Source organism: Ruegeria sp. YTSC002 (genome assembly GCF_059609845.1).
Window position 1 is genome coordinate 297,640 of sequence record NZ_JBXWML010000001.1, and the last position, 20,101, is coordinate 317,740.

A 20,101-nucleotide genomic window follows, 5' to 3' on the forward strand; every position below is an offset into this window, starting at 1 on the left:
AACGAGTATTAGTTCGTAAGGTGGGCACATGACATTCATACGAAACATAGCTGCTGTCGCTGTTGCAGGCGTGATGGCTGCAAGCGGTGCGTCAGCGCTGACCATTTCCAGCATCTCGCCCTCTTGGCAGAACGTAAATCCAACGCCCGGCGTTACTGAAAGCACCTCTGGTTCAACGATCTCTCTTCGGTGGGGAAATGGCAGCAGCTCAAGTGGCTACGATTTCACGCCGACTGGCACGCCGATTTCAGGTCTGTTGCCTGATACGGCATTTGCTCTGGGACAGTTCTCGCATCTGAATTTCCCGATCACGGGAACAACGCTGAGCTCGGTCGACCTTCTTGTCGACATACTGATCAGCGGTGGCCCTCTGGTGTCTTCGTCGTTTGCGCTGACGCATAACGAGACATTGAATCGTCCAAGCAACTGTCCGGCGGATTCCACCCCTTGCGATGACATCGTGACCATTACCAATACTTTGGGCTCACAGAACTTCAGCTTTGGTGGGCAGAATTACGTGTTTTCAGTCCTCGGTTTCTCTCAGAATGGTGGCGGCACCATTTCAAACGGCTTCAGCACAACGGAAAACATGCAAAACGTCGCGACCCTGTACGGCCAATACACGATTGCCCCTGTGCCATTGCCCGCCGCTGGCTGGCTGCTTCTTGGCGGCATCAGTGGCTTGTTCGTAATGGGCCGCCGGAAAAAGCGCAGCACGGCCTGACCTGGCTTTTCGTGCTCTCACCATTCGTGTGGTGAAAGCAGACCTGGAACCGGGTCGCGTTTGTGCCAGGATGTTCAGTCTTTCAGAGCATGCGCCCCGTGGGCCCGAGTTGATGGCTTTGGCTTGAAAAGATTTGCGCTTGCCGGGCACCTGTCGCAATGCCGCCCGGGCATCACTCTTGCTGCAAATGTTCGAACAAAATCTTGCTGAACACCGATGGCGGTGACGTTCGCACGGCACTGGGCGAGGCGAAAAAACCGAACATGATGATCAGTATGATCAGGGCAGTACCGGCAAGGCAAGCCGCCGAGAGGTGAAAGACCGAGCGAACCATTGCGACACTCCCTTCTCTTGATATCCGAAAATTTTGTGAGGGCTGAAACGTCAACCTGACTTTGCCAATTGTTGTTTCAGTCTTTGGTTTTCCGCCTGCAACTCTGCCAACTGCTGCCCCAGCCTGTTCAGATGAGGACGCAACTCTGCTTCGGTGAAGCGCGGTGTGATATAACTTGGGCAGTTCCAGTCCAGCGCCTCGACGCGGATGATCACGGCCCGTTCGGCCGGTGCCTCGGCCTCTTCCGGGTAAAGGGTGGCGGCCGCTGCTTCGCCTTCCGTGAATGCGACGCGCCCAAGGATCTTGAGACGGCGTCGGTTGGCGTAATCCATCAGAATCATCGCGATGCGATCGTTGCCGTCCAGATTCCCGCGCGAGATATACTGTTTGTTGCCCGAAAAATCCGCATATCCGATGGTCTGGGGGCCCAGCACTTTCAGAATCCCTGTCGGCCCGCCCCGATACTGCACATAGGGCCAGCCGGTCTCGGACACGGTGGATTGATAGAACCCGTCCCGTGCCTGAATGAACTCTTTCTCGGGGTCTCCAATCAGATGGCCTTGCTGGGGACCACCTTCAATGAACTTGGTATAGGTTCTGGCCGATCCCATCCTCTCCTGATGGGCGCGGACAGCGGGAGTGAACGTCAGTTCGGCAAAAGCGCGGGGCATGAATGTCCTTTCAAAGACCCAGTTCGGTCAATCCGGGGTGGTTTTCAGGGCGTTCGCCCAGGGGCCAATGGAACAGCCGGTCGCCTTCGGTAATGGGAAGATCGTTGAGCGAGGCATGGCGATGTGACATGCGCCCGTCATCGGCGAATTGCCAATTCTCATTCCCATAGGATCTGAACCACTGACCGCTGTCGTCGCGCCATTCATAGGCATAGCGCACCGCGATGCGATTTCCGGCAAAGGCCCACAGTTCCTTGATCAGGCGGTACTCCAGCTCTTTCCGCCATTTGCGGGTCAGAAAGGCGTGGATGTCGGTATGGCCGGACAGGAATTCAGCCCGATTCCGCCATTGACTGTCGTCGGTGTAGGCAGGCGTCACGCGGTCGGCGTCACGACTGTTCCAGGCATTTTCCGCCATGCGCACTTTTTGAGTGGCGGTTTCGGCGGTGAACGGGGGCAGAGGGGGTCTGGACATTTTGCAAAGGCTTTCAGGTGAGTGAGGCGGCAAGAATAGCCATGGTCAGAAGGAAGGGGACGTACTGAGGTGGAAAAATGCTGGCGCGACGTTTCATCGGTCAAATCCCATGGTGTACAGATCGGTTAAGTTACGAATAAGGTGTACTGATCTGTAAACCTTTGCAAGTAGAAATTTCACGATGAGACTGGGCGTCTGGCAAAACCATTCCAAAACAATGCTTTGGCCTGGGGTCATTGTACTTCACGCTCCATGGTAATATGTACAGAACGGTACACCATGGAGCCGAATCATGCGCCCAAACAAACGGGATGAGTTGGTCAGCAAGGCCCTGAAGGTCTTTTACCGCGACGGGTTTCACGCAACCGGCATGGACAAGCTGGTTGTGGAAACGGGCGTGTCCAAGACGTCGATGTACAAGCATTTCCGCACCAAGGAAGACCTGATTGTCGCCGCGCTGCGCCTGCGGGATGAGAACTTTCGCAACTGGTTCTTTCAACGCATCGACGAGATGGCGGAAACACCGGCCGAGCAGATCCTCGTCAGCTTCGATGCCCTGAAGGAGTGGTTCGAAGAGGACGGGTTCCGGGGCTGCATGTTCATCAAGGCCGGGGCCGAGTATCAGGACAAGGATCACCCGATCCATGTACAGGCCGCCGAACACAAACAGCTTTTGCTGGAACACTTCACGGCCATAGCCCAGCAGGCCGGCGCGCATGATCCTCGGAAGCTCGCGAGTCAGATCGTGTTGTTGCAAGAAGGAGCCATCGTATCCGCGGTCCTGCTCAAGAACTGCGATCCGGCGGAAGACGCCAAGGATGCGGCCAAGCACCTGTTGGCCAAAGCATTGGCTTAACCCCGCCGGTCAAAAGGGATTCTCTGACATTGCAGGCTGAGGAACGTTGCGTTGTTCCTCAAAGGGACGCCGCGTCACAAGGATTGGCGTGAATCGAACACGGCGCTAGCCTTTTCGGAAAGACCGATTGGAGGGCGTTCAATGTCACTTTTCACTTCGACTGCGGCATGGGTCACTGATGAACACCGCATGTTCGCGGATATGGCGGGTCGGTTCATGGATGACGAATTGTCGCCCAATATCGAAACCTGGGTTGAAAACGGCGTTGTGGATCGCGATTTCTGGCGCAAGGCCGGCGAAACCGGCCTGATGGCGGGTGCGATCCCCGAAGAATATGGCGGTGTCGGCGGCGGCATGGGCTTTGACGCCATCACGGCCTATGAACAGGGCGCGCGGGGTGATGCGGGTTGGGGCTATGGCATCCAGTCGATCGTGACCCACTATCTCACCGCTTATGGCAGCGAAGATCAGAAGCGGAAGTGGTTGCCCAAACTGGCGTCGGGTGAATTGGTCGGCGCGCTGGCAATGACCGAACCCAGTACCGGTTCGGACGTACAGGCGGTGCGGACGACTGCCGAGAAGGACGGCAACTCATACCGGTTGAACGGGTCCAAAATCTTCATCACGAACGGACAGACTGCGGATCTGATCATCGTGGCCGCCAAGACCGACAAGTCCGCCGGCGCACGCGGCGTTTCGTTGATCGTGGTGGAAACCGACGGGTGTGAAGGTTTTCGCCGGGGGCGGAACCTCAAGAAACTGGGCATGAAGGGCAATGACACTGCCGAGTTGTTTTTCGAAGATGTCAAAGTGCCGATGACAAACCTGTTGGGCCCCGAGGAAGGGCAGGGTTTCTATCAGCTGATGAAACAGCTGCCGTGGGAACGGCTGAATATCGCGATCATGGCGCTGGGCGCGATCGATTTCGCCATCGCCGAAACAGTGAAATACGTGCAGGAACGCAAAGCCTTCGGGCAGCGGGTGATGGATTTTCAGAATACCCGGTTCAAACTGGCGGAATGCAAGACCAAGGCCGAGGTTCTGCGCAGCTTCATCAATGATTGTATCGGGAAGCTGGAAGCAGGCGAACTGGACGCGGCCACGGCCTCGATGGCCAAATACTGGGGATCCGAGGTGCAGAATGAGATCATGCATGAATGCCTGCAACTGTTCGGCGGCTACGGGTTCATGATGGAATACCCGATTGCGCGTCTTTATGCGGATGCAAGGGTGCAGATGATCTATGGCGGCACCAACGAGGTCATGAAAGAGCTGATCGCGCGATCGCTCGACGTCTGAGCCCACCACGCGGGCTCTCCCGCCCGTCGTCATCATTCCTGACGGAATGACTCCTCCGGTTGGGCCCGGCAGGCCCGGGCAAAGCCCGTTCCTGCCGGGCCTTTTTCGTTGTCGCAGCACGGGTCAAAAGGCCGCTTGCAAAGGGAGGGGCATCGGGATGATGATCCGCCGACAAGACTCAGAGGCCCGACGTGAACGATCCCGAACAATCACTTTGGCAGACCACCTGCACCGAGACAGTCCCCGCACCGCCCCTGACCGCTGACGCAGCGGTTGATCTGGCTGTCATCGGAGGTGGCTATACCGGCTGTTCAGCGGCTTTGACCGCAGCCCGCGCCGGCGCGTCGGTCTGCCTGCTCGAGGCGCAGGAGATCGGGTTTGGCGGTTCGGGGCGCAATGTCGGTCTGGTCAATGCGGGGCTGTGGTTGCCGCCGGACGACATCCGCGCGCATCTCGGTACTGAATCGGGGAACCGTTTGATCGACTTGCTGGCCAAGGCGCCGTCGGTTGTGTTTGCCTTGATCGATGAATATGACATAGCGTGTGAGCCCGTGCGCAACGGAACCCTGCATTGCGCTCATTCCGCGTCGGGTTTGAAGGACCTGCAAACGCGTCATGCGCAGTTGAGCGAAGCCGGAGCACCGGTTGAGTTGTTGTCGGCGGACCAGGCCGGTGAACGCACCGGTAGCCAGGCCTTTCACGGTGCCTTGTTCGATCCACGGGCGGGAACCATCCAGCCTTTGGCCTATGCGGTGGGTTTGGTGCGCGCGGCGTCACAGGCCGGGGCACGGATATATACCCACAGCCCCGTGCAGACCATGGCATATGAGGCTGGGCACTGGGTTCTGATGACACCGGGCGGGACGGTTCGGACAAGATCGGTCATTCAGGCGACGAATGCCTATCATCTTGCGCTGCCGGAGACCGCGCCTGCCTATGTGCCGGTCTACTATTTCCAGTACGCCACAGCCCCGCTGACCGACAATTTGCGCGCCAGTATCCTGCCAAGGAAAGAAGGATGCTGGGATACCGGGCTTATCATGACGTCATTCCGGCTGGATCAGGCCGGGCGGATGATCATTGGCGGCATGGGCGATCTGGGACATGCCGGTCGGGTTGCACATTCCGCTTGGGTCCGGCGCAAGCTGGCCGAGCTCTATCCGCAATTGGCCGACCAGCCGTTCGAACACGGGTGGCACGGGCGGATCGCAATGACATCGGATAATCTTCCGAAGATCACGCAGATCGGCCCCAACGCTTTGGCCGCACACGGGTATTCCGGTCGCGGCATCGGCCCGGGCACGGTGTTCGGTCGCATGATGGTCGAGAGTCTTCTGGCGGATGATCCCTCGCTTCTGCCGGTTCCCGCCGTGTCGGAACACCGCGAAAACTGGACGCGCGTGCGCCGCGCCTTTTTCGAATCCGGCGCGGCGCTGACACATCTGATAAAGGCGCGGGTCTGAGTTCAGACAGACCGGGTGATACCGCCGTCCACCCGGATATTCTGTCCGGTGATGTAGCCGCCGCCTTCCGAGGCAAGCAGAGCGACGACCGAGGCGATCTCGTCATAGCTGCGCCCATAGCGCCCCATTGGAATGCGGCTGCGGAATTCTTCCTTCTCGGGCAGGCTGTCAATGAAGCCCGGAAGGACGTTGTTCATGCGGATATTCTCGGCGGCATACTTGTCCGCGTACAGCTTGGTGAAGGCGGCCAGCCCGGCCCGGAACATGCCCGAGGTCGGGAAAACCGGATCCGGCTCGAACGCGGCAAAGGTCGAGATGTTGATGATCGAGCCACCGCCCTGCGCCTGCATGATCGGGGTCACAAGCCGTGTGGGGCGCACCGCGTTCAGGAAATAGACATCCATGCCGGCGTGCCAATCCTCATCCGTCAGTTCAAGGATCGGAGCGCGGGGGCCGTGACCGGCGGAATTGACCAGAACGTCAACGCGCCCCCAATGGGCCATGGCGGCATCGACAAGCTTCTGCAAATCCTCGGTGGACTGGTTCGAGCCGGTAATGCCAACACCGCCCAACTCTTTTGCCAAGGCTTCTCCCTTGCCCGAGGAAGACAGAATGCCAACCTTGAACCCGTCCGCCGCCAGCCTCCGTGCGGAATCCGCACCCATGCCACTGCCGCCCGCTGTAATAAGTGCTACCTTTTCCATCTGACATCTCCGTTTTTCAGTTGAACCCAGGATGGCGGTCAGAGAGCGGTTTGACCAATCAGTTCTGCTGGCCTTATGCTGTAGAAAATCTACAGGACAGCACGATGGCCGCCCTTCCACCCCTGAACGCTTTACGTGCTTTCGAAGCTTCTGCCCGTCATTTGAACTTTCGACTGGCCGCCGAGGAACTTGGCGTTACACAAGGTGCCGTCGCGCAGCAGGTGCGCGGGCTTGAAGCACGATTGGACGAGGTTCTGTTCGATCGCCTGCCGCGTGGGTTGCGACTGACCGAATCCGGGCGGCGGTTTCACGCGCCGCTGCGTCGTGCCTTCAGGTTGATCGAAGAGGCCGTCGAAGACCTGTCTCCGGCCCGCCGGGTCACGTTGTCGGTCACGCCCAGCTTTGCCTCGAAATGGTTGGTGCCGCGTTTGTCGGGCTTCACGGACCTGTATCCGGACATCTCGGTTCAGGTGGATGCGCGCGAGCGTCTGGCGGATTTCAGTTCGGATGGCGTCGATCTGGCTGTCAGGCAGGGTCGAGCGCCGTTTGCGGCGGAACTGGAAGCGGTGCCCTTGTTTTCGACCGAATTCATTCCGGTATGCAGCCCTGCCATGGCGAGGGAAGTCAGCACCCCTTCTGACTTGATGAAGCAGGTATTGCTGAACGATACCCACGGATTGTGGCCCTTGTTTCTTGAACGGGTGGGGGTAAGCGGAAAGCCCAGAATGATGAGCTTCAGCCAGACCAGTCTTGCGATCGACGCGGCAGTTTCGGGGCAGGGTATAGCACTGGCCAATGCGCCTCTCGTCGCGCCCGAGGTGACCTCGGGCCGTCTTGTTCAGCCGCTTGCGGATGTCCTGGTTGAAGATCTGGGGTTCTATGTGGTTGCACCCCGCAAGCCACGCCAACCGCAACTGGTCGAGATCATGCGAGACTGGCTGTTGTCTCAGGTTTGAATGGATGCGGCGATTGCCTCGATCCGGGCCCGCAACCAGCGATGTGCCGGGTCATTGGCCGACCTCTGGTGCCAGACCATGTAGATCGACACTGGCGCGCATTCGAACGGCAGTGGCGCGCAATCCAGCATGGCCAGCGGGCCCTGTTTCATCAGCGCCGTGTCGGTCGAGATCAGGTCGCTGCCCTGTATGAAGGCCGGGATGGCGTTGAAATGCGGCAGGGTCACCACCGCTGGCCTGATCTGGCTTTGATCAACGCCACGCATGACGGCGCGGGCGTTGCGGCCATCGGCAAAGCGAACCTCGACATGATCGCAGTTGCAATAGGCGTCCCAACTGTCCGGCGGCGTGCGCTGTGTGGCGTCATAGAACAGCATCAGCGGGCTGGTCATCAGGCGTTTCTGAAAGATATCCGGCCCGTCCGGCGGCAACGGGGTCAGCATCAACTGGCATCTGTCACTGCGCAGCAGCTCGGGGTCGGGCACGCCTGAAGGAATGAATTCCAGCCGCAGACCTGCGCCTTCGGCACGTGTTTCTCGAAGCAGCTGCGGAAAGATCAACTCGCGCGGCATGTCATTGGTGGCGATGCGGATCCTGATCTGTTCAGACTGCGGGTCAAACGGCCGCCCTTCGGTCAGCGCCCGCATTCCGTCCAGCACCTTTTGCGCGGGCTCCTTCAGGGACAAGGCGCGCTCGGTCGGGGTCAGGCCCTGACCGGACCGGACAAACAACGGATCGCCCAGCACCAGTCGGAGCTTGGCCAGCGTATGGCTGATGGCCGATTGCGTAACGCCCAGCCGATCCGCAGCTTTCGAGACCGAGCTTTCCTCGAGTATGGTCAGAAAGATGCGCAGAACCTTGCCGTCGAGATCAGTGAAATCGATTCTCTTCATACCACTTATGATTATGCATGAATGGTTTCGCTGTCCATGACGGGGTAGGGGATGAGTGGCAACAGGAGGCGCATAATGGGAATCCGCTTTTTCTCGGACAAGAACCGGCCCGTTCACATGGGGCGATACCCGTTGGAGCGTTTGACCCGACAAGATACCATACCGGATTTGTCGCGCGTGCCCTTGATGGGCGAACTGAGTTTCCACCGGCCGGAACGGCCCGACAGCATCGTCAACGCCATGGGCGAATTTCAGGCGATGCTGGACGCGATTCGCGACGGGTTGGTGAACCCGATTGCATCCGAGATCCCATCAGATCCGCAGGAACGCACCAACCATCTGAAGGCATTTGGGTATTTCAACGATGCGTCGATGATGGGCTGCGGGCCGTTGCCGTCAGATGCGCTGTTGGACGAACCACGCCGCAACCCCGATATCGACCGGCTTGCCCATGCGCTGCGCACGCGCCAGACCAAGACGCTGGCCTCTGGGATCGATCTCATCATGGCCGATCTGAAAGACAGTATGGAGGCCGCGCCCAAGCCGATTGGCGGCCACCGCCACGCCATCGTCTTTCTGTACGAACATAACCGCGATCCGGACCCTTCCGAACCCGGTACGGACTGGATCATCGACGCGCAGGATCATCGCGCCTGCCTGCTGGCAACCGAGAATGCCGTGGTCATCGCCAACTATATCCGACTGCTGGGTTTTGACGCCCGCGCGCACAGCGTGATGTCGTCCGAAGTCGATCTGGGCAAGCTGGCCGTGGCCGCCGGTCTGGCCTCGGTCGAGGGCGGCAAGCTGGTTGCGCCGTGGCTGGGCACCAGGTTTGGCCTTGCAGCCGTGACGACCGAGATGCCCGTCGCGCATGACCGGCCGCTCAGGCCCATGGCGCAACAGCCGTGGTTTCGGACCCAAGGCCCGGCATGGTGGCTGGGCACGGGATTTGCCAAGAACGCCCTCAACCGTGACCCATATGCCAAACGACGCTATGTGGACGGGGCCCATCCGTTCGAAAAACTCAAACGGGTCGAGGCTCCGACAACCTATATCGACGAAGAGAATGTTGCCCGCGTTCCCAAGCGCGCCGACATGTTCGCCCGCGCCCAGTTCGGCGACATGGGCAAGTCATTGCAGGACGCCGCGAAAGGCGGGTACTACGTGCGCAAAGCCGCGCCCAGCTTTGCCCAGCGTCGCGCGCTGGGTGCATTCGTTCTGTTGCAGGACGGTGAAAGCGCTGACCTGCGCAAGTCAACCGATGCCCGACGCAATGCGGCAAACATCAAGGCGGCGACCTATTTTCTGGGCGTCGATGCAGTGGGCCTCAGCCGCTGCCCGGAATGGGCATGGTATTCTCATGACGCCACCGGCGAAGAAATCGTGCCGCCTCATGATCAGGCCATCAGCATGATCATCGATCAGGGCTATGAAACGATGGAAGGTGCCAGTGGTGACGACTGGATCAGTGTCGCCCAATCCATGCGCGCCTACCTGCGCTTTTCGCTGCTGGGCGGAGTGATCGCCCAGCAGATCCGCAACCTCGGTTACAAGGCCAAGGCGCATACGGTGATGGATGGCGAGGTGCTGCAACCGCCGCTTTTGTTGCTGTCCGGTCTGGGCGAGGTCAGCCGGATCGGAGAAGTTATCCTGAACCCCTATCTGGGCCCGCGCCTGAAATCAGGCGTGGTGACGACCGACATGCCGATGGCGCATGACAAACCCATCGATTTCGGCCTGCAAACCTTTTGTGAATCCTGCAACAAATGCGCCCGCGAATGTCCCTCGGGCGCGATCACCGCCGGACCGAAGCTGATGTTCAACGGTTATGAAATCTGGAAGTCCGACAGCCAGAAATGCGCCACTTACCGTGTAACGACGCCAGGCGGTGCGATGTGCGGACGGTGCATGAAGACCTGCCCGTGGAACCTCGAAGGCATCTTCAAGGAACGTCCCTTCCGCTGGGCTGCGATGAACATCCCCTCGGCCGCGCCCGCACTGGCCAGGCTGGACGATGCGGTCGGCAATGGCGGGCTGAACGATATCAAGAAATGGTGGTGGGATATCGAGTTGCAGCCCGACGGCGCCTATCGCCCCACGACGCACCCGTTGAACCGGCGCGATCTGCAAAAGGATCTGGACCTGAAATATGAGGATCAGACCCTGGCCGTCTATCCCGCTTATCTGGCTCCGCACCCCTGGCCCTATCCCTTCGCAATGGACCGAGAGGCCGGGATTGCAGCCTATGAGGCCATGGTGACGGCCGATGAATACAAGGCCCGCAAGGCAAGCGGGGACATGTCGATCATCCATCGCTATCAGATCGCGGGTGATGCGCCTGTGATGCGTGTCGCCGTGACCAAGGTCGAAAAGATGACGGCGGATGTCACGAAATACGAATTCACATCGCTGGACGGTGCGCCCCTGCCGGGATGGACAGCGGGCGCACATCTGGACGTCCTGGTCGCACCGGAATTCCTGCGGCAATATTCCATGTCCGGCGACCCGTCGGATCGTGCGACCTATCAGATCGGAGTGCTGCGCGAGGATGACGGGCGTGGCGGGTCCGCGCTGCTGCATCGCATCTTCACCGAGGGGCGAAAGGTTTTCGTGTCCAAACCGATCAACCACTTTGAATTGGATGAAACGGCAACCAGAACATTCCTCATGGGCGGCGGTATCGGCATTACCCCGATGATCGCCTTTGCCCATCGCCTCCATGCGCTGGGCCGCGAGTTCGAATTGCACTATTCGGCCAGCACACGGGGCGGGGCGGGGTATCTGGATGATCTGGCCGCCATGCCCTGGGCGGACCACGTTCATTACCATTTCTCGGATGAAGGCACCCGCGCCGATCTGAATGTGATTCTGTCCGGTTATCGGGATGGATGGCATGTCTATACCTGCGGGCCGGATCGTTACATGAACGGCGTGATTCAGGCGGCCGAGCAGCAAGGCTTTCCCGAAGAGGCGCGCCATCTGGAATATTTCTCGGTCCCTGAAACGCCTGAATATGAAAACCACGCGTTTGAGCTCAAGCTCGCGCGTTCGGGCCGGACACTGCCCGTGCCCGCAGACAAGGACGCGGCGCAAGTTCTGAACGCAGCCGGTATTCATGTGGATGTGAAATGCGCTGACGGCATCTGCGGCGTCTGTAAATGCGGTGTCATTGCGGGCGAGGTCGAGCATCGGGATTTCGTTTTGTCCCGCAAACAGCGCGAAGGCGCCATGATCCTGTGCCAAAGCCGCGCGGCGGAACCTGATGGGGTGATCGAAATCGATCTCTGAACCCTGTCCAAAAGCGACATTTGGAAGTTGAATTTTGGTCGCTCGGCCCATGGACGCCGGACGAGGTGTGAATTAACGTCGCCGCGAACCCAGATATTCCTGATCAACAGGTACGAGGTAGCTTCATGGATTATCACAGCCCCGCCAGCTTTGCCGAAGCTTCGGCTCTGGCCGCGAATGCGACGGGCATCACACGTTTTCTGGCGGGCGGTACGGATGTACTGGTGCAACTGCGCTCGGAACTGGTTACGCCCGACACGCTGATCGACATCAAGAAGATCGACGGCGTGCGTGACATCACCCGCAACGACGACGGCAGCTGGACGATCGGCGTGGCCGTCACGGGCGCCGAGATGAGCGAGCACCCCGACCTTGGCCGCGACTGGCCCGGTGTCGTCGAGGCGATGGACCTGATCGGTTCAACTCAGGTTCAGGGCCGCGCGACGCTGGCGGGCAACCTGTGCAATGGCTCACCTGCGGCTGATTCCGTGCCCGCCATGGTGGCGGCGGGCGTGACCGTCACCGTAACCGGCCCCGATGGCACGCGTGACGTTGCGGTTGAGGACATCCCGACCGGGCCCGGCAGGACCTCGCTGGCGAAAGGCGAACTGATCTCGGCCATCAACATTCCGGCCCGAGGCAAGAATGGGGGCGACGCCTATCTGCGGTTCATCCCCCGTACCGAAATGGACATTGCGGTCGTGGGCGTTGGTGTGAATCTCCGTCTGGATGGTGACGTCATCACCGAGGCGCGCGTGTCGCTGGGTGCCGTGGCACCGACCGTTCTGTTGGTTGAAGACTGTGCCAACGCGATTATCGGCAGCACTTTGGACGATGCCGCCCTTGACGCATTGGCCGCGGCCGCGTCGGCCGCCTGCAATCCGATCGACGACAAACGAGGCACGATCGCATTCCGCACCGAAGTCGCCGGCGTTCTGGCCAAGCGTGCCGCGAAGATCGCCTATGCCCGCGCGAAGGGAGAAAACGCATGAGCAAGCTCCACGTATCCACCACCGTAAACGGGGACGCAGTTGAATACCTCTGTGACCCGCGCGAAACCCTGCTGGACTGTCTGCGCGACAAGCTGAACCTGACCGGCGCCAAAGAGGGCTGCGGCACCGGTGATTGCGGCGCGTGTTCGGTCACCGTCGATGGCCGCCTTGTGTGCTCGTGCCTGATGCTGGGTGTCGAGGCCGAAGGCAAGCAGATCGAGACCGTCGAAGGGATTGCGGATGGTGACGTCCTGCACCCGTTGCAGAAGAAGATGATCGAATACGCCGCGCTTCAATGCGGCATCTGTACCCCGGGCATTCTGGTGGCGGCGAAGTCCCTGTTGGAGAAGAACCCCAATCCGACCGAGGAAGAAACGCGTTATTGGCTGGCGGGCAACCTGTGCCGCTGCACCGGCTATGACAAGATCATTCGCGCCGTGATGGACACGGCGGCTGAGATGCGGGAGGCGTCATAATGGCTCTGGACGATCGCAAAACTGATTTCACTTTCGTTGGCACCCGCCCCGATCGCCCTGACGGACTGGACAAGGTGACAGGCCGGGCCAAGTTCGGTGCGGATATCTCGGCCCCCGGCATGTTGCACGGCGCGATTCTGCGCTCACCCCACGCCCATGCCCGGATCGTCAGGATTGATACCTCGAAAGCCGAGGCATCGAAGGACGTCAAAGCCGTCGTGACCCGTGCCGATTTCGCCGATGTCCCGTTCAAGCCCGGGCTTGAAGGCGAATTCTGGAACGTGCTGGAAAACGTCATGGCGGGGGAAAAGGCGCTCTATGACGGGCACGCGGTTGCTGCGGTCGCGGCCACATCTGCCTTGGCGGCACGGGATGCGCTGAAACTCATCGAAGTCGAATACGAGGTGCTGCCGCACGTCACCGACGTGGACAAAGCGATGGCACCGGACGCGCCGGTGATCCGGGAAGGTGCGGCGGACTATTCGGTGCCGGAAGGGATGCACCCGAATGTCGTGCGCTATCACGAAAGCGGTCACGGTGACGTCGAGGCGGGCTTTGCCGAGGCCGATCTGGTTATCGAAGACAGCTTTGTCACCGAGGCGACCCATCAGGGCTATATCGAGCCGCATGCCTGCTTGGGCATGCTGGGCAATGACGGCAAGGGCGAGTTGTGGTGCACGACCCAGGGCCACTGGATCGCGCAAAAAACCTGTGCGGCGCTGCTGGGAATCGAAACCTCTCAGCTGCGCGTCACGGCGTCTGAAATCGGCGGCGGTTTTGGCGGCAAGACCACGGTCTTCATCGAACCCGTCGCGCTGGCACTCAGCCGCAAGGCCAACCGTCCGGTCAAGATCGTGATGACCAGATCCGAGGTTTTCCGTGCCACCGGGCCGACCTCTTCGGCGTCAATGGACGTGAAGATCGGCATGAAGAAAGACGGCACAATCACGGCGGCGCAGGGTGTCTTCCGCCTGCAAGGCGGGGCCTTCCCCGGCGCCCCGGGCGACATGACGGCCATGTGTGCCTTTGCGCCCTACAACCTGACCAACGTCAAGCAGATCGGTTACGATGTGATGTCGAACCGCCCGAAACAGGCCGCCTACCGCGCGCCGGGCGCACCCATGGGCGCCTTCGCCGTTGAATCCGTCATTGACGAGCTCTGCAACAAGCTGGGCCTCGATCCTATTGATGTGCGCCTGAAAAACGCCGCGCATGAAGGCACGAAGGCCAGCTATGGCCCGACCTACGAGCGCATCGGTCTGGTCGAAACCCTTGAGGCCGCCAAAGCGCATCCCCATTACTCGGCCCCGCTGAAGCCGGGGCAGGGGCGCGGGGTTTCCTGCGGCTTCTGGTTCAACCACGGCGGCGAGACCAGCGTTTCACTGGCACTGTCCGAGGATGGTTCGGCGCAGCTGATGGTCGGAACGCCCGACATCGGCGGGTCGCGCGCATCCATGGCCCTGATGGCGGCCGAGGTTCTGGGCATTCCGTATGAAAATATCCGCGTGACCATCGCGGACACGGCGACGCTGGGCTACAACGACGTCAGCCATGGTTCGCGTGTGACCTACGCGTCGGGCCTCGCCACGATCAAGGCCGCAAGACACGCGGTCGAGAAACTGTGCGAACGTGCGGCGGCCAAGTGGGGCATCCCGGTCGATGCGGTGAAATGGGAAGACGGCTGCGCGGTGCCCTCGGGGCCCAATGCAGGGGATTTCGACCCGCTGCCTCTTGCCGATATCACGGCGGATATGGGATCGACCGGAGGCCCGATTTCGGGCCATTTCGAAGCAACCCCCGAAGGCGCGGGCGTATCCTTTGGCACCCATATCGTCGATGCCGAGGTCGATCCGGAAACCGGCAAGACATCGATCACCCGCTACACGGTCATTCAGGACGCCGGCAAGGCGATCCACCCGACCTATGTGGAAGGGCAGTATCAGGGTGGCGCCGCGCAGGGCATCGGCTGGGCACTGAACGAGGAATACATCTATGGCGAGGATGGTCGGTTGCAGAACTCGATCTTCCTTGATTACCGGATTCCCGTCGCCAGTGACCTGCCGATGATCGATACGGTGATCGTCGAAGTGCCCAACCCCGGCCACCCGTTCGGGGTGCGCGGCGTGGGCGAGACGGGCATCGTGCCGCCCCTGGCCGCCATCGCCAACGCGGTGTCCAATGCGGCGGGTGTTCGGATGACGCAACTGCCGATGTCTCCGCCGCGCATTCTGGCGGCCCTGAAGGAAAATGGTTGAGGTCCACCTCTGGTCCGGCCTCCGGTCACTGACCGGGGGCCAGCAAGTGGTTGAGGTCGAGGCCAAGACCACCGGAGAGCTTTTGCGGGCTTTGGTCCGGGCCCACCCGCAGTTGCAGGCCCCCATTGATGCGGGGGTCTCCATCGCGATCGACGGGCGCGTCATTGCCACCGGGCTTACCGAACCGATCCCCGAAGGCAGCGAAGTCTATCTGATGCAACGTCTCAGGGGCGGTTAGGCGTCAGGCGACCAGGGCTCGCGCCCGACCATCCGGTCAGCTTCTGCCGTGATGTCGTTCATGTGCTGCTCAAGGCTCAGGCGCAGGGTCTCGATTTCCTCTTCGCTTGCCTTGCGGGGCACTGTTTCAGTCCATTCCCGGCACAGAAAAACGCCCTCATTGCGCCAGGGGCGGGGCATCAGAAGGTGATCCCAGGTTCCCGCTTCGCGACCATGTTTTGTTGAATAGGTGATGCCGAATACGCGCTTGCCCGAGGTCCGCGCCCATACCAACGGAACCGTCGACAGAACCCGCTCTGGCCCGCGCGGGCCGTCTGCCGCGATCCCAATTGAGATACCCTGCTTCATCTTGCCCAGAACCTGGCGTGACAAGGCGACGTGGCGTGTCTTGCTGGCCATGGCGATCGTATCCATGCCAAACAGCTTTTGGACCCGGCCCACCATGCTGCCCGCCCGGGCAGAGGAGGTGATCGAACAGATGCGCCCCTTGTCCAGCGGGAAGAAATATGGCGACTGCGCCAGCCGTTGATGCCAGAGCACAACGATGACCGGCTCACCTTGTTCGACCAGATGATCCAGTTCTTCGTATCCGATGCGTTGCCAACGTGTGTTGCGGTTGACCAATCGGATGTAAGCGGCGATCCGGCGGGCCACCCAGTTCAGCACGGCTTCGCTGTCTGCGATCTTCTTGCGGAGGTTCACACGGGGTTCCTTTTGCTGACCGGACCTTGTCTTAGCGCACTGCACATTTTGCGCAACTTGTTTGTCGGCTCAGATAGTGGTGTGGAATCCGAAAAAGCCTCTTGAGTCCGCCGCGCGGCTGTCATATCTGGGGCGCACCACAGGGGTATAGCTCAGTTGGTAGAGCGACGGTCTCCAAAACCGTAGGTCGCGGGTTCGAACCCTGCTGCCCCTGCCATCCGCATCAAAACACCAATCGGCGATCGCGCCTGGCGCGTTTCCAGCGCGCGCGGCTTACGACTATGGCCGGGGCGAACCGGCAATCAGGACGCATACAGGCATTGTGAGCCGCCGTGCAACCAAACCCCATATGCCATCTAAAAATACCGGCCCAGAGTGTGAACAGCGTCACTGACGGATGTTGGAAAGTCTGTTTGTCTGAGGATGTCAAAGAGTTGGCGTTCAGGTTCGGTTCAGAACGCAGGTTTTCAGTTTCTCCCTTATGAGTAGGGCGCGCTTGTGGTCGAGCGCGCCCTTTCCGTTTCTGGTCGGCAACACATAGTGACGCTGCCAGTACGTGCAGAGAATCTGCCCAACGCCGCTACTTGAGCAAATCCCGCGAAAACGGGCTTTGCACCAGAGAAAGGCGTTGGGCGGCCGGTCAGTCAGGCCAGCAGCGCCAGATCCCCGATATTTGTCTTGTGTCGGGTCGGCATCGTTTTTGCCGGATGGCCGTCGATCGTCAGGGCGAGGTCCTCATAAAACCCGCCGCTGTCGAACCACCAGCGATGCGACTTCATCATCTTACGCTGTGCTTTGGGGACGTCGCGTTGATATTGGTGGTCACAGAAAATATCCCAATGCCCTTTCGAGGTCAGCTTGGGCATCCCGACACGGCCCGCCCGCGGCCGCCCTCCGTTTACAATCCCGCCGGCCAGGGCCAGAACCTTGTCTTTCCGGCTGTAGTAATTGGTGAACCGCTTGCACCGTTTTTTCAGGACCAGATCGCCCCATGCGCCCTTTTCCAGCCACTCTGAATCGATGTCCGCTGACGCGAACATGACCTGATCCGCCGACCATATCTTGTTGCCTGGCCCAGCCGAATCCCCGAAGTCCGAGAAAGCGCGAAGTATGACCAGCGCCCCCATGGAATGCGCGATCAGATGCACCTTGGGGCGCGGGGACATCCCCAACAGTGGCAAGATCCCATCCCCCACCAGATGCGGAGCCACCGCCTTGGCATCGGACCGGTCCGAGTCATAGGTATGCACCGATCCGTCGCTGGGCCAGTCAAAGGCAACGACCGCGCCCTGATATCCGTTGCCCCTTAGGTTGGTTTCTATTTTCCCCAGCCGGTCCAGCATGTCCTTCTGGCTGGTGTTGAACCCGTGAACATAGATCAGGACGGCCGAATCCCCGCCCTCCTGACGCACGAGATCCAGCCATTTGGCTTTTTTGACGATACTGCCCTTTCGGATTTTTCCACCCGGGCTTTGCTGGGTGATGTTGACATATCTCGTCTTTGCGGCGGGCTTGAGGGTAAATTTCTTCTTATGTGCGTTATAGGTGCGGCGGGAAAAAAACAGTGCCATTTTTCAAACTCCATTTCAATCAATCCATAAAATGTGCCATGAGCCGCAGTTTTCACAAAGCGTATTCTCCCGGCCCTTTTGATGCCAAAACAGGGATGTGCGGTGAAACCGGTATGCGCGAAGGTTGCATACAGGGGCATCCTGACGTCCAATGCCTGTTTCCTCTGTCGGCTTAATGCCCTAGTGTCCGCTGCAAACGAACACACGCACGAGGCCCCATGTCGCGTTTTGATGGATATTTCCTGCGGCAATTGCTGATTCTGTTTGGCTTTTTCACCCTGGTGCTGGTTGGTGTGTTCTGGATCACCCGGTCCGTCAGCCTGTTTGACAGGGTCATCAGCGGCGGGCAGTCGGCGATGGTCTTTCTGGAATTCACCGCGCTGACTTTGCCGACCCTGATCCGTACGGTCATGCCCATGGCGGTGTTTGCCGCCGCCGTCTATGCCACAAATCGCCTGAGCCGCGAAAGTGAACTGACGGTTATGCTGGCCACCGGATCCAGCCCTTGGCGGCTTGCCCGGGCGGTGCTGCTTTTCGGTGTGATTACCGGGGTGATGATGGCGATCATCAGCGTGTTCCTGCGCCCGGCCTCGGTGGAACAGCTGGAAATCCGGCAGGCTGAAGTGGCCGGAGATGTGACGGCTCAACTGTTGAACGAAGGCGAGTTTCTGCACCCTGCCGAAGGCGTCACGGTTTACATAGGCGGGATTGATCTGGACGGCACACTCCACGAAGTGTTCGTGTCTGACCGCCGCGATCCTGAAAACTCGGTCAGCTATTCAAGCGTAACCGCCTATCTGGTCAACAATGATGCCGGCATCCACCTTGTGATGGTTGATGGGGTTGCATTGCGCCTGAACAAGGAAGGCAAGGTGTTGTCATCGACCCTGTTTCAGGACGCCTCCTACGACATCTCGGAACTGACGAATACAAATCCGATGGCCCGGCGCAGTCTCGAAGCCATTCCAACGGCGGACCTGATCCGCAACCGGGATGAGGTTTCAGCCATGGAAGGGTTCAGCCAAGGCAAACTGATCGAAGAGCTGCACCAGCGGTTCTCGTGGATCGCGATTTGCATCGCCGTGGCGCTGGCCGGGTATTCAACCCTGATGCTGGGCAGCTTTTCCCGGTTTGGATTGTGGCCGCAGATATTGGGCGCCTTCACCATTCTTGTGCTGCTTGAAGGTGTGCGCGGGTTTGTTTCCCCGGTGGTGATCGATGACCCGGAGCTTTGGTTTCTGCTTTACCTTCCCGCAATCATGGGGGTGCTGATCTCGGGCCTCTTCCTGCTTGTTGCTGGTCGGCCGTTGATGCGAAAACGGCAGCGCGCGCCCCGGATCATGCCGACACCGGCCTGAGTTCTAGCTGCGAAGATCCACCAAACAGCTGTGGATGTCGTCGAATTCCTCGCGATCACCGCGGGTGACCAGATACATGGGCAAGGGCAAGCTGATACTGTCCTCGACCCGCTTCAGAGCACCCGAGGCCAGATGTTCGGAAATGACGTAATCGGGGAAGTAACCGTTTCCGCCCCGTTGCAGAACATATCGCAGCGCCATCATGCAATTGCCAAGAAATACGGTCTGACCTGACGCCCGTCGCGCCGCCGATCTTACATGATCCTGATAGACTTCGCCCAGTTCGAGGTTGACGAAGATCAGGTCATCGTCCGCGCCGTCAGCCTTTGGCGTCCGGACCAAGGACAAGAGCTCGGGTTCAAGCGCGTACCACGTGACGCGCCGGTCGGATGGCTTTTCATGTGTGATCGCCGCGTCCAGCACATGGGTTGCCACCGCTTCGACCATGTTCAGGTCGTGGTCGTAGTTCAGCGTCAACAGCAATTTGCCAAAGCGCTGTTCAAACCGAACCGCCAGGTCCACCAGCAACGGATCCCAGATGCTGAGCTGGCCGCCCAACCGCAGCGCCGGGCGGTTCTGTGCCTGTACCGGCAGGTCGCGCGATGCAAAGCCCCAAAGGGACAGCACCTGTTCCGCATAGGGTTTGAACTGCCGGCCGAACTCGGTCAGCGCCGTTCCTCCGGCACCGCGCGTGAACAGCGCCCTGCCGGTTTCCTCCTCGATCAGGCGAATGCGCGCGCTGACGGCGGTCTGCGTCACATTCAATTTGCGGGCGGCGGCATGAAAGCCACCGGCTTCGGCCACGCAGAGAAAAGTTTCCAGAGCTTTGAATTGCATGTCGAAAGTA

At 59.9% G+C, this 20,101-nt stretch carries 19 protein-coding genes and 1 tRNA gene; 12 read left to right on the forward strand and 8 right to left on the reverse strand.

The features are described from left to right. The first annotated feature begins 28 nt into the window (after positions 1–28). Positions 29–724 carry a THxN family PEP-CTERM protein gene (locus AC2FFD_RS01495; RefSeq protein ID WP_257599230.1) on the forward strand — a complete coding sequence of 232 codons (696 nt, stop codon included), beginning with the start codon at positions 29–31 and terminating at the stop codon, positions 722–724. Positions 725–896: 172 nt separating this feature from the next. Here AC2FFD_RS01495 and AC2FFD_RS01500 read toward each other — a convergent pair whose 3' ends face one another. The 3 genes from AC2FFD_RS01500 to AC2FFD_RS01510 are packed head-to-tail and all read right to left on the reverse strand — an operon-like array spanning position 897 to position 2,204. Further along, positions 897–1,058 (reverse strand): hypothetical protein, encoded by a 162-nt coding sequence (locus tag AC2FFD_RS01500; protein WP_171228943.1) that lies wholly within the window; start codon positions 1,056–1,058, stop codon positions 897–899. A 50-nt stretch (positions 1,059–1,108) separates the two neighbouring features. Next, the gene (locus AC2FFD_RS01505) at positions 1,109–1,729 is read right to left on the reverse strand and encodes a pyridoxamine 5'-phosphate oxidase family protein (RefSeq protein ID WP_496871574.1); all 621 of its coding nucleotides are present in this window, start codon (positions 1,727–1,729) and stop codon (positions 1,109–1,111) included. 10 nt (positions 1,730–1,739) lie between these two features. Next, on the reverse strand, positions 1,740–2,204 hold the full coding sequence (locus AC2FFD_RS01510) for a nuclear transport factor 2 family protein (RefSeq protein WP_257599228.1): 465 nt from the start codon (positions 2,202–2,204) through the stop codon (positions 1,740–1,742). 292 nt (positions 2,205–2,496) lie between these two features. Between AC2FFD_RS01510 and AC2FFD_RS01515 the strand changes: the two genes are divergently transcribed. The 3 genes from AC2FFD_RS01515 (at position 2,497) to AC2FFD_RS01525 (ending at position 5,822) form a co-directional block, all read left to right on the forward strand. Continuing rightward, complete coding sequence (locus AC2FFD_RS01515; RefSeq protein ID WP_170346133.1) at positions 2,497–3,060, forward strand: TetR/AcrR family transcriptional regulator; 564 nt, start codon at positions 2,497–2,499, stop codon at positions 3,058–3,060. A gap of 141 nt (positions 3,061–3,201) precedes the next feature. Then, a complete protein-coding gene (locus AC2FFD_RS01520) occupies positions 3,202–4,359 on the forward strand; it encodes an acyl-CoA dehydrogenase family protein (protein ID WP_425078793.1) in 1,158 nt (385 codons plus the stop codon). A gap of 191 nt (positions 4,360–4,550) precedes the next feature. Continuing rightward, positions 4,551–5,822 carry an NAD(P)/FAD-dependent oxidoreductase gene (locus AC2FFD_RS01525; RefSeq protein WP_496871577.1) on the forward strand — a complete coding sequence of 424 codons (1,272 nt, stop codon included), beginning with the start codon at positions 4,551–4,553 and terminating at the stop codon, positions 5,820–5,822. Positions 5,823–5,824: 2 nt separating this feature from the next. Here AC2FFD_RS01525 and AC2FFD_RS01530 read toward each other — a convergent pair whose 3' ends face one another. Further along, positions 5,825–6,526 (reverse strand): SDR family oxidoreductase, encoded by a 702-nt coding sequence (locus AC2FFD_RS01530; protein WP_496871578.1) that lies wholly within the window; start codon positions 6,524–6,526, stop codon positions 5,825–5,827. A gap of 104 nt (positions 6,527–6,630) precedes the next feature. Between AC2FFD_RS01530 and AC2FFD_RS01535 the strand changes: the two genes are divergently transcribed. After that, a complete protein-coding gene (locus AC2FFD_RS01535; protein ID WP_496871579.1) occupies positions 6,631–7,482 on the forward strand; it encodes a LysR substrate-binding domain-containing protein in 852 nt (283 codons plus the stop codon). Here AC2FFD_RS01535 and AC2FFD_RS01540 read toward each other — a convergent pair. Further along, positions 7,473–8,375 carry a LysR family transcriptional regulator gene (locus tag AC2FFD_RS01540; RefSeq protein WP_496871581.1) on the reverse strand — a complete coding sequence of 301 codons (903 nt, stop codon included), beginning with the start codon at positions 8,373–8,375 and terminating at the stop codon, positions 7,473–7,475. The two genes, AC2FFD_RS01535 and AC2FFD_RS01540, sit on opposite strands and share 10 nt — an antisense overlap. A gap of 75 nt (positions 8,376–8,450) precedes the next feature. Here AC2FFD_RS01540 and AC2FFD_RS01545 point away from each other — a divergent pair, with 75 nt between their 5' ends. The 5 genes from AC2FFD_RS01545 (at position 8,451) to AC2FFD_RS01565 (ending at position 15,624) form a co-directional block, all read left to right on the forward strand. Then, on the forward strand, positions 8,451–11,663 hold the full coding sequence (locus AC2FFD_RS01545) for a reductive dehalogenase (protein ID WP_496871582.1): 3,213 nt from the start codon (positions 8,451–8,453) through the stop codon (positions 11,661–11,663). 125 nt (positions 11,664–11,788) lie between these two features. Continuing rightward, entirely contained in the window at positions 11,789–12,655 is an 867-nt protein-coding gene (locus AC2FFD_RS01550; protein ID WP_170346140.1) for an FAD binding domain-containing protein, read from the forward strand. Then, the gene (locus AC2FFD_RS01555; protein ID WP_117868038.1) at positions 12,652–13,131 is read left to right on the forward strand and encodes a (2Fe-2S)-binding protein; all 480 of its coding nucleotides are present in this window, start codon (positions 12,652–12,654) and stop codon (positions 13,129–13,131) included. The genes AC2FFD_RS01550 and AC2FFD_RS01555 overlap by 4 nt, the downstream gene beginning before the upstream one ends. Further along, positions 13,131–15,386: a xanthine dehydrogenase family protein molybdopterin-binding subunit gene (locus AC2FFD_RS01560; protein ID WP_496871583.1), complete on the forward strand. Its 2,256-nt coding sequence runs from the start codon at positions 13,131–13,133 to the stop codon at positions 15,384–15,386. Before AC2FFD_RS01555 ends, AC2FFD_RS01560 begins: the two co-directional genes overlap by 1 nt. Further along, entirely contained in the window at positions 15,379–15,624 is a 246-nt protein-coding gene (locus tag AC2FFD_RS01565; protein WP_152458904.1) for a MoaD/ThiS family protein, read from the forward strand. Before AC2FFD_RS01560 ends, AC2FFD_RS01565 begins: the two co-directional genes overlap by 8 nt. Here the strand turns inward: AC2FFD_RS01565 and AC2FFD_RS01570 are convergent. Further along, entirely contained in the window at positions 15,621–16,325 is a 705-nt protein-coding gene (locus tag AC2FFD_RS01570; RefSeq protein ID WP_170346143.1) for a lysophospholipid acyltransferase family protein, read from the reverse strand. The two genes, AC2FFD_RS01565 and AC2FFD_RS01570, sit on opposite strands and share 4 nt — an antisense overlap. A gap of 141 nt (positions 16,326–16,466) precedes the next feature. Here AC2FFD_RS01570 and AC2FFD_RS01575 point away from each other — a divergent pair. Further along, a tRNA-Trp gene (locus AC2FFD_RS01575) sits at positions 16,467–16,542 on the forward strand. Between the two features lie 427 nt (positions 16,543–16,969). Here AC2FFD_RS01575 and AC2FFD_RS01580 read toward each other — a convergent pair. Further along, positions 16,970–17,896 (reverse strand): alpha/beta hydrolase, encoded by a 927-nt coding sequence (locus tag AC2FFD_RS01580; protein ID WP_496871589.1) that lies wholly within the window; start codon positions 17,894–17,896, stop codon positions 16,970–16,972. A gap of 218 nt (positions 17,897–18,114) precedes the next feature. Between AC2FFD_RS01580 and lptF the strand changes: the two genes are divergently transcribed. Next, entirely contained in the window at positions 18,115–19,254 is a 1,140-nt protein-coding gene (gene lptF / locus AC2FFD_RS01585; RefSeq protein WP_496871591.1) for an LPS export ABC transporter permease LptF, read from the forward strand. Positions 19,255–19,257: 3 nt separating this feature from the next. Here the strand turns inward: lptF and AC2FFD_RS01590 are convergent, their stop codons facing one another. Then, the gene (locus tag AC2FFD_RS01590) at positions 19,258–20,091 is read right to left on the reverse strand and encodes a LysR family transcriptional regulator (protein WP_496871593.1); all 834 of its coding nucleotides are present in this window, start codon (positions 20,089–20,091) and stop codon (positions 19,258–19,260) included. Positions 20,092–20,101 lie beyond the last annotated feature (10 nt).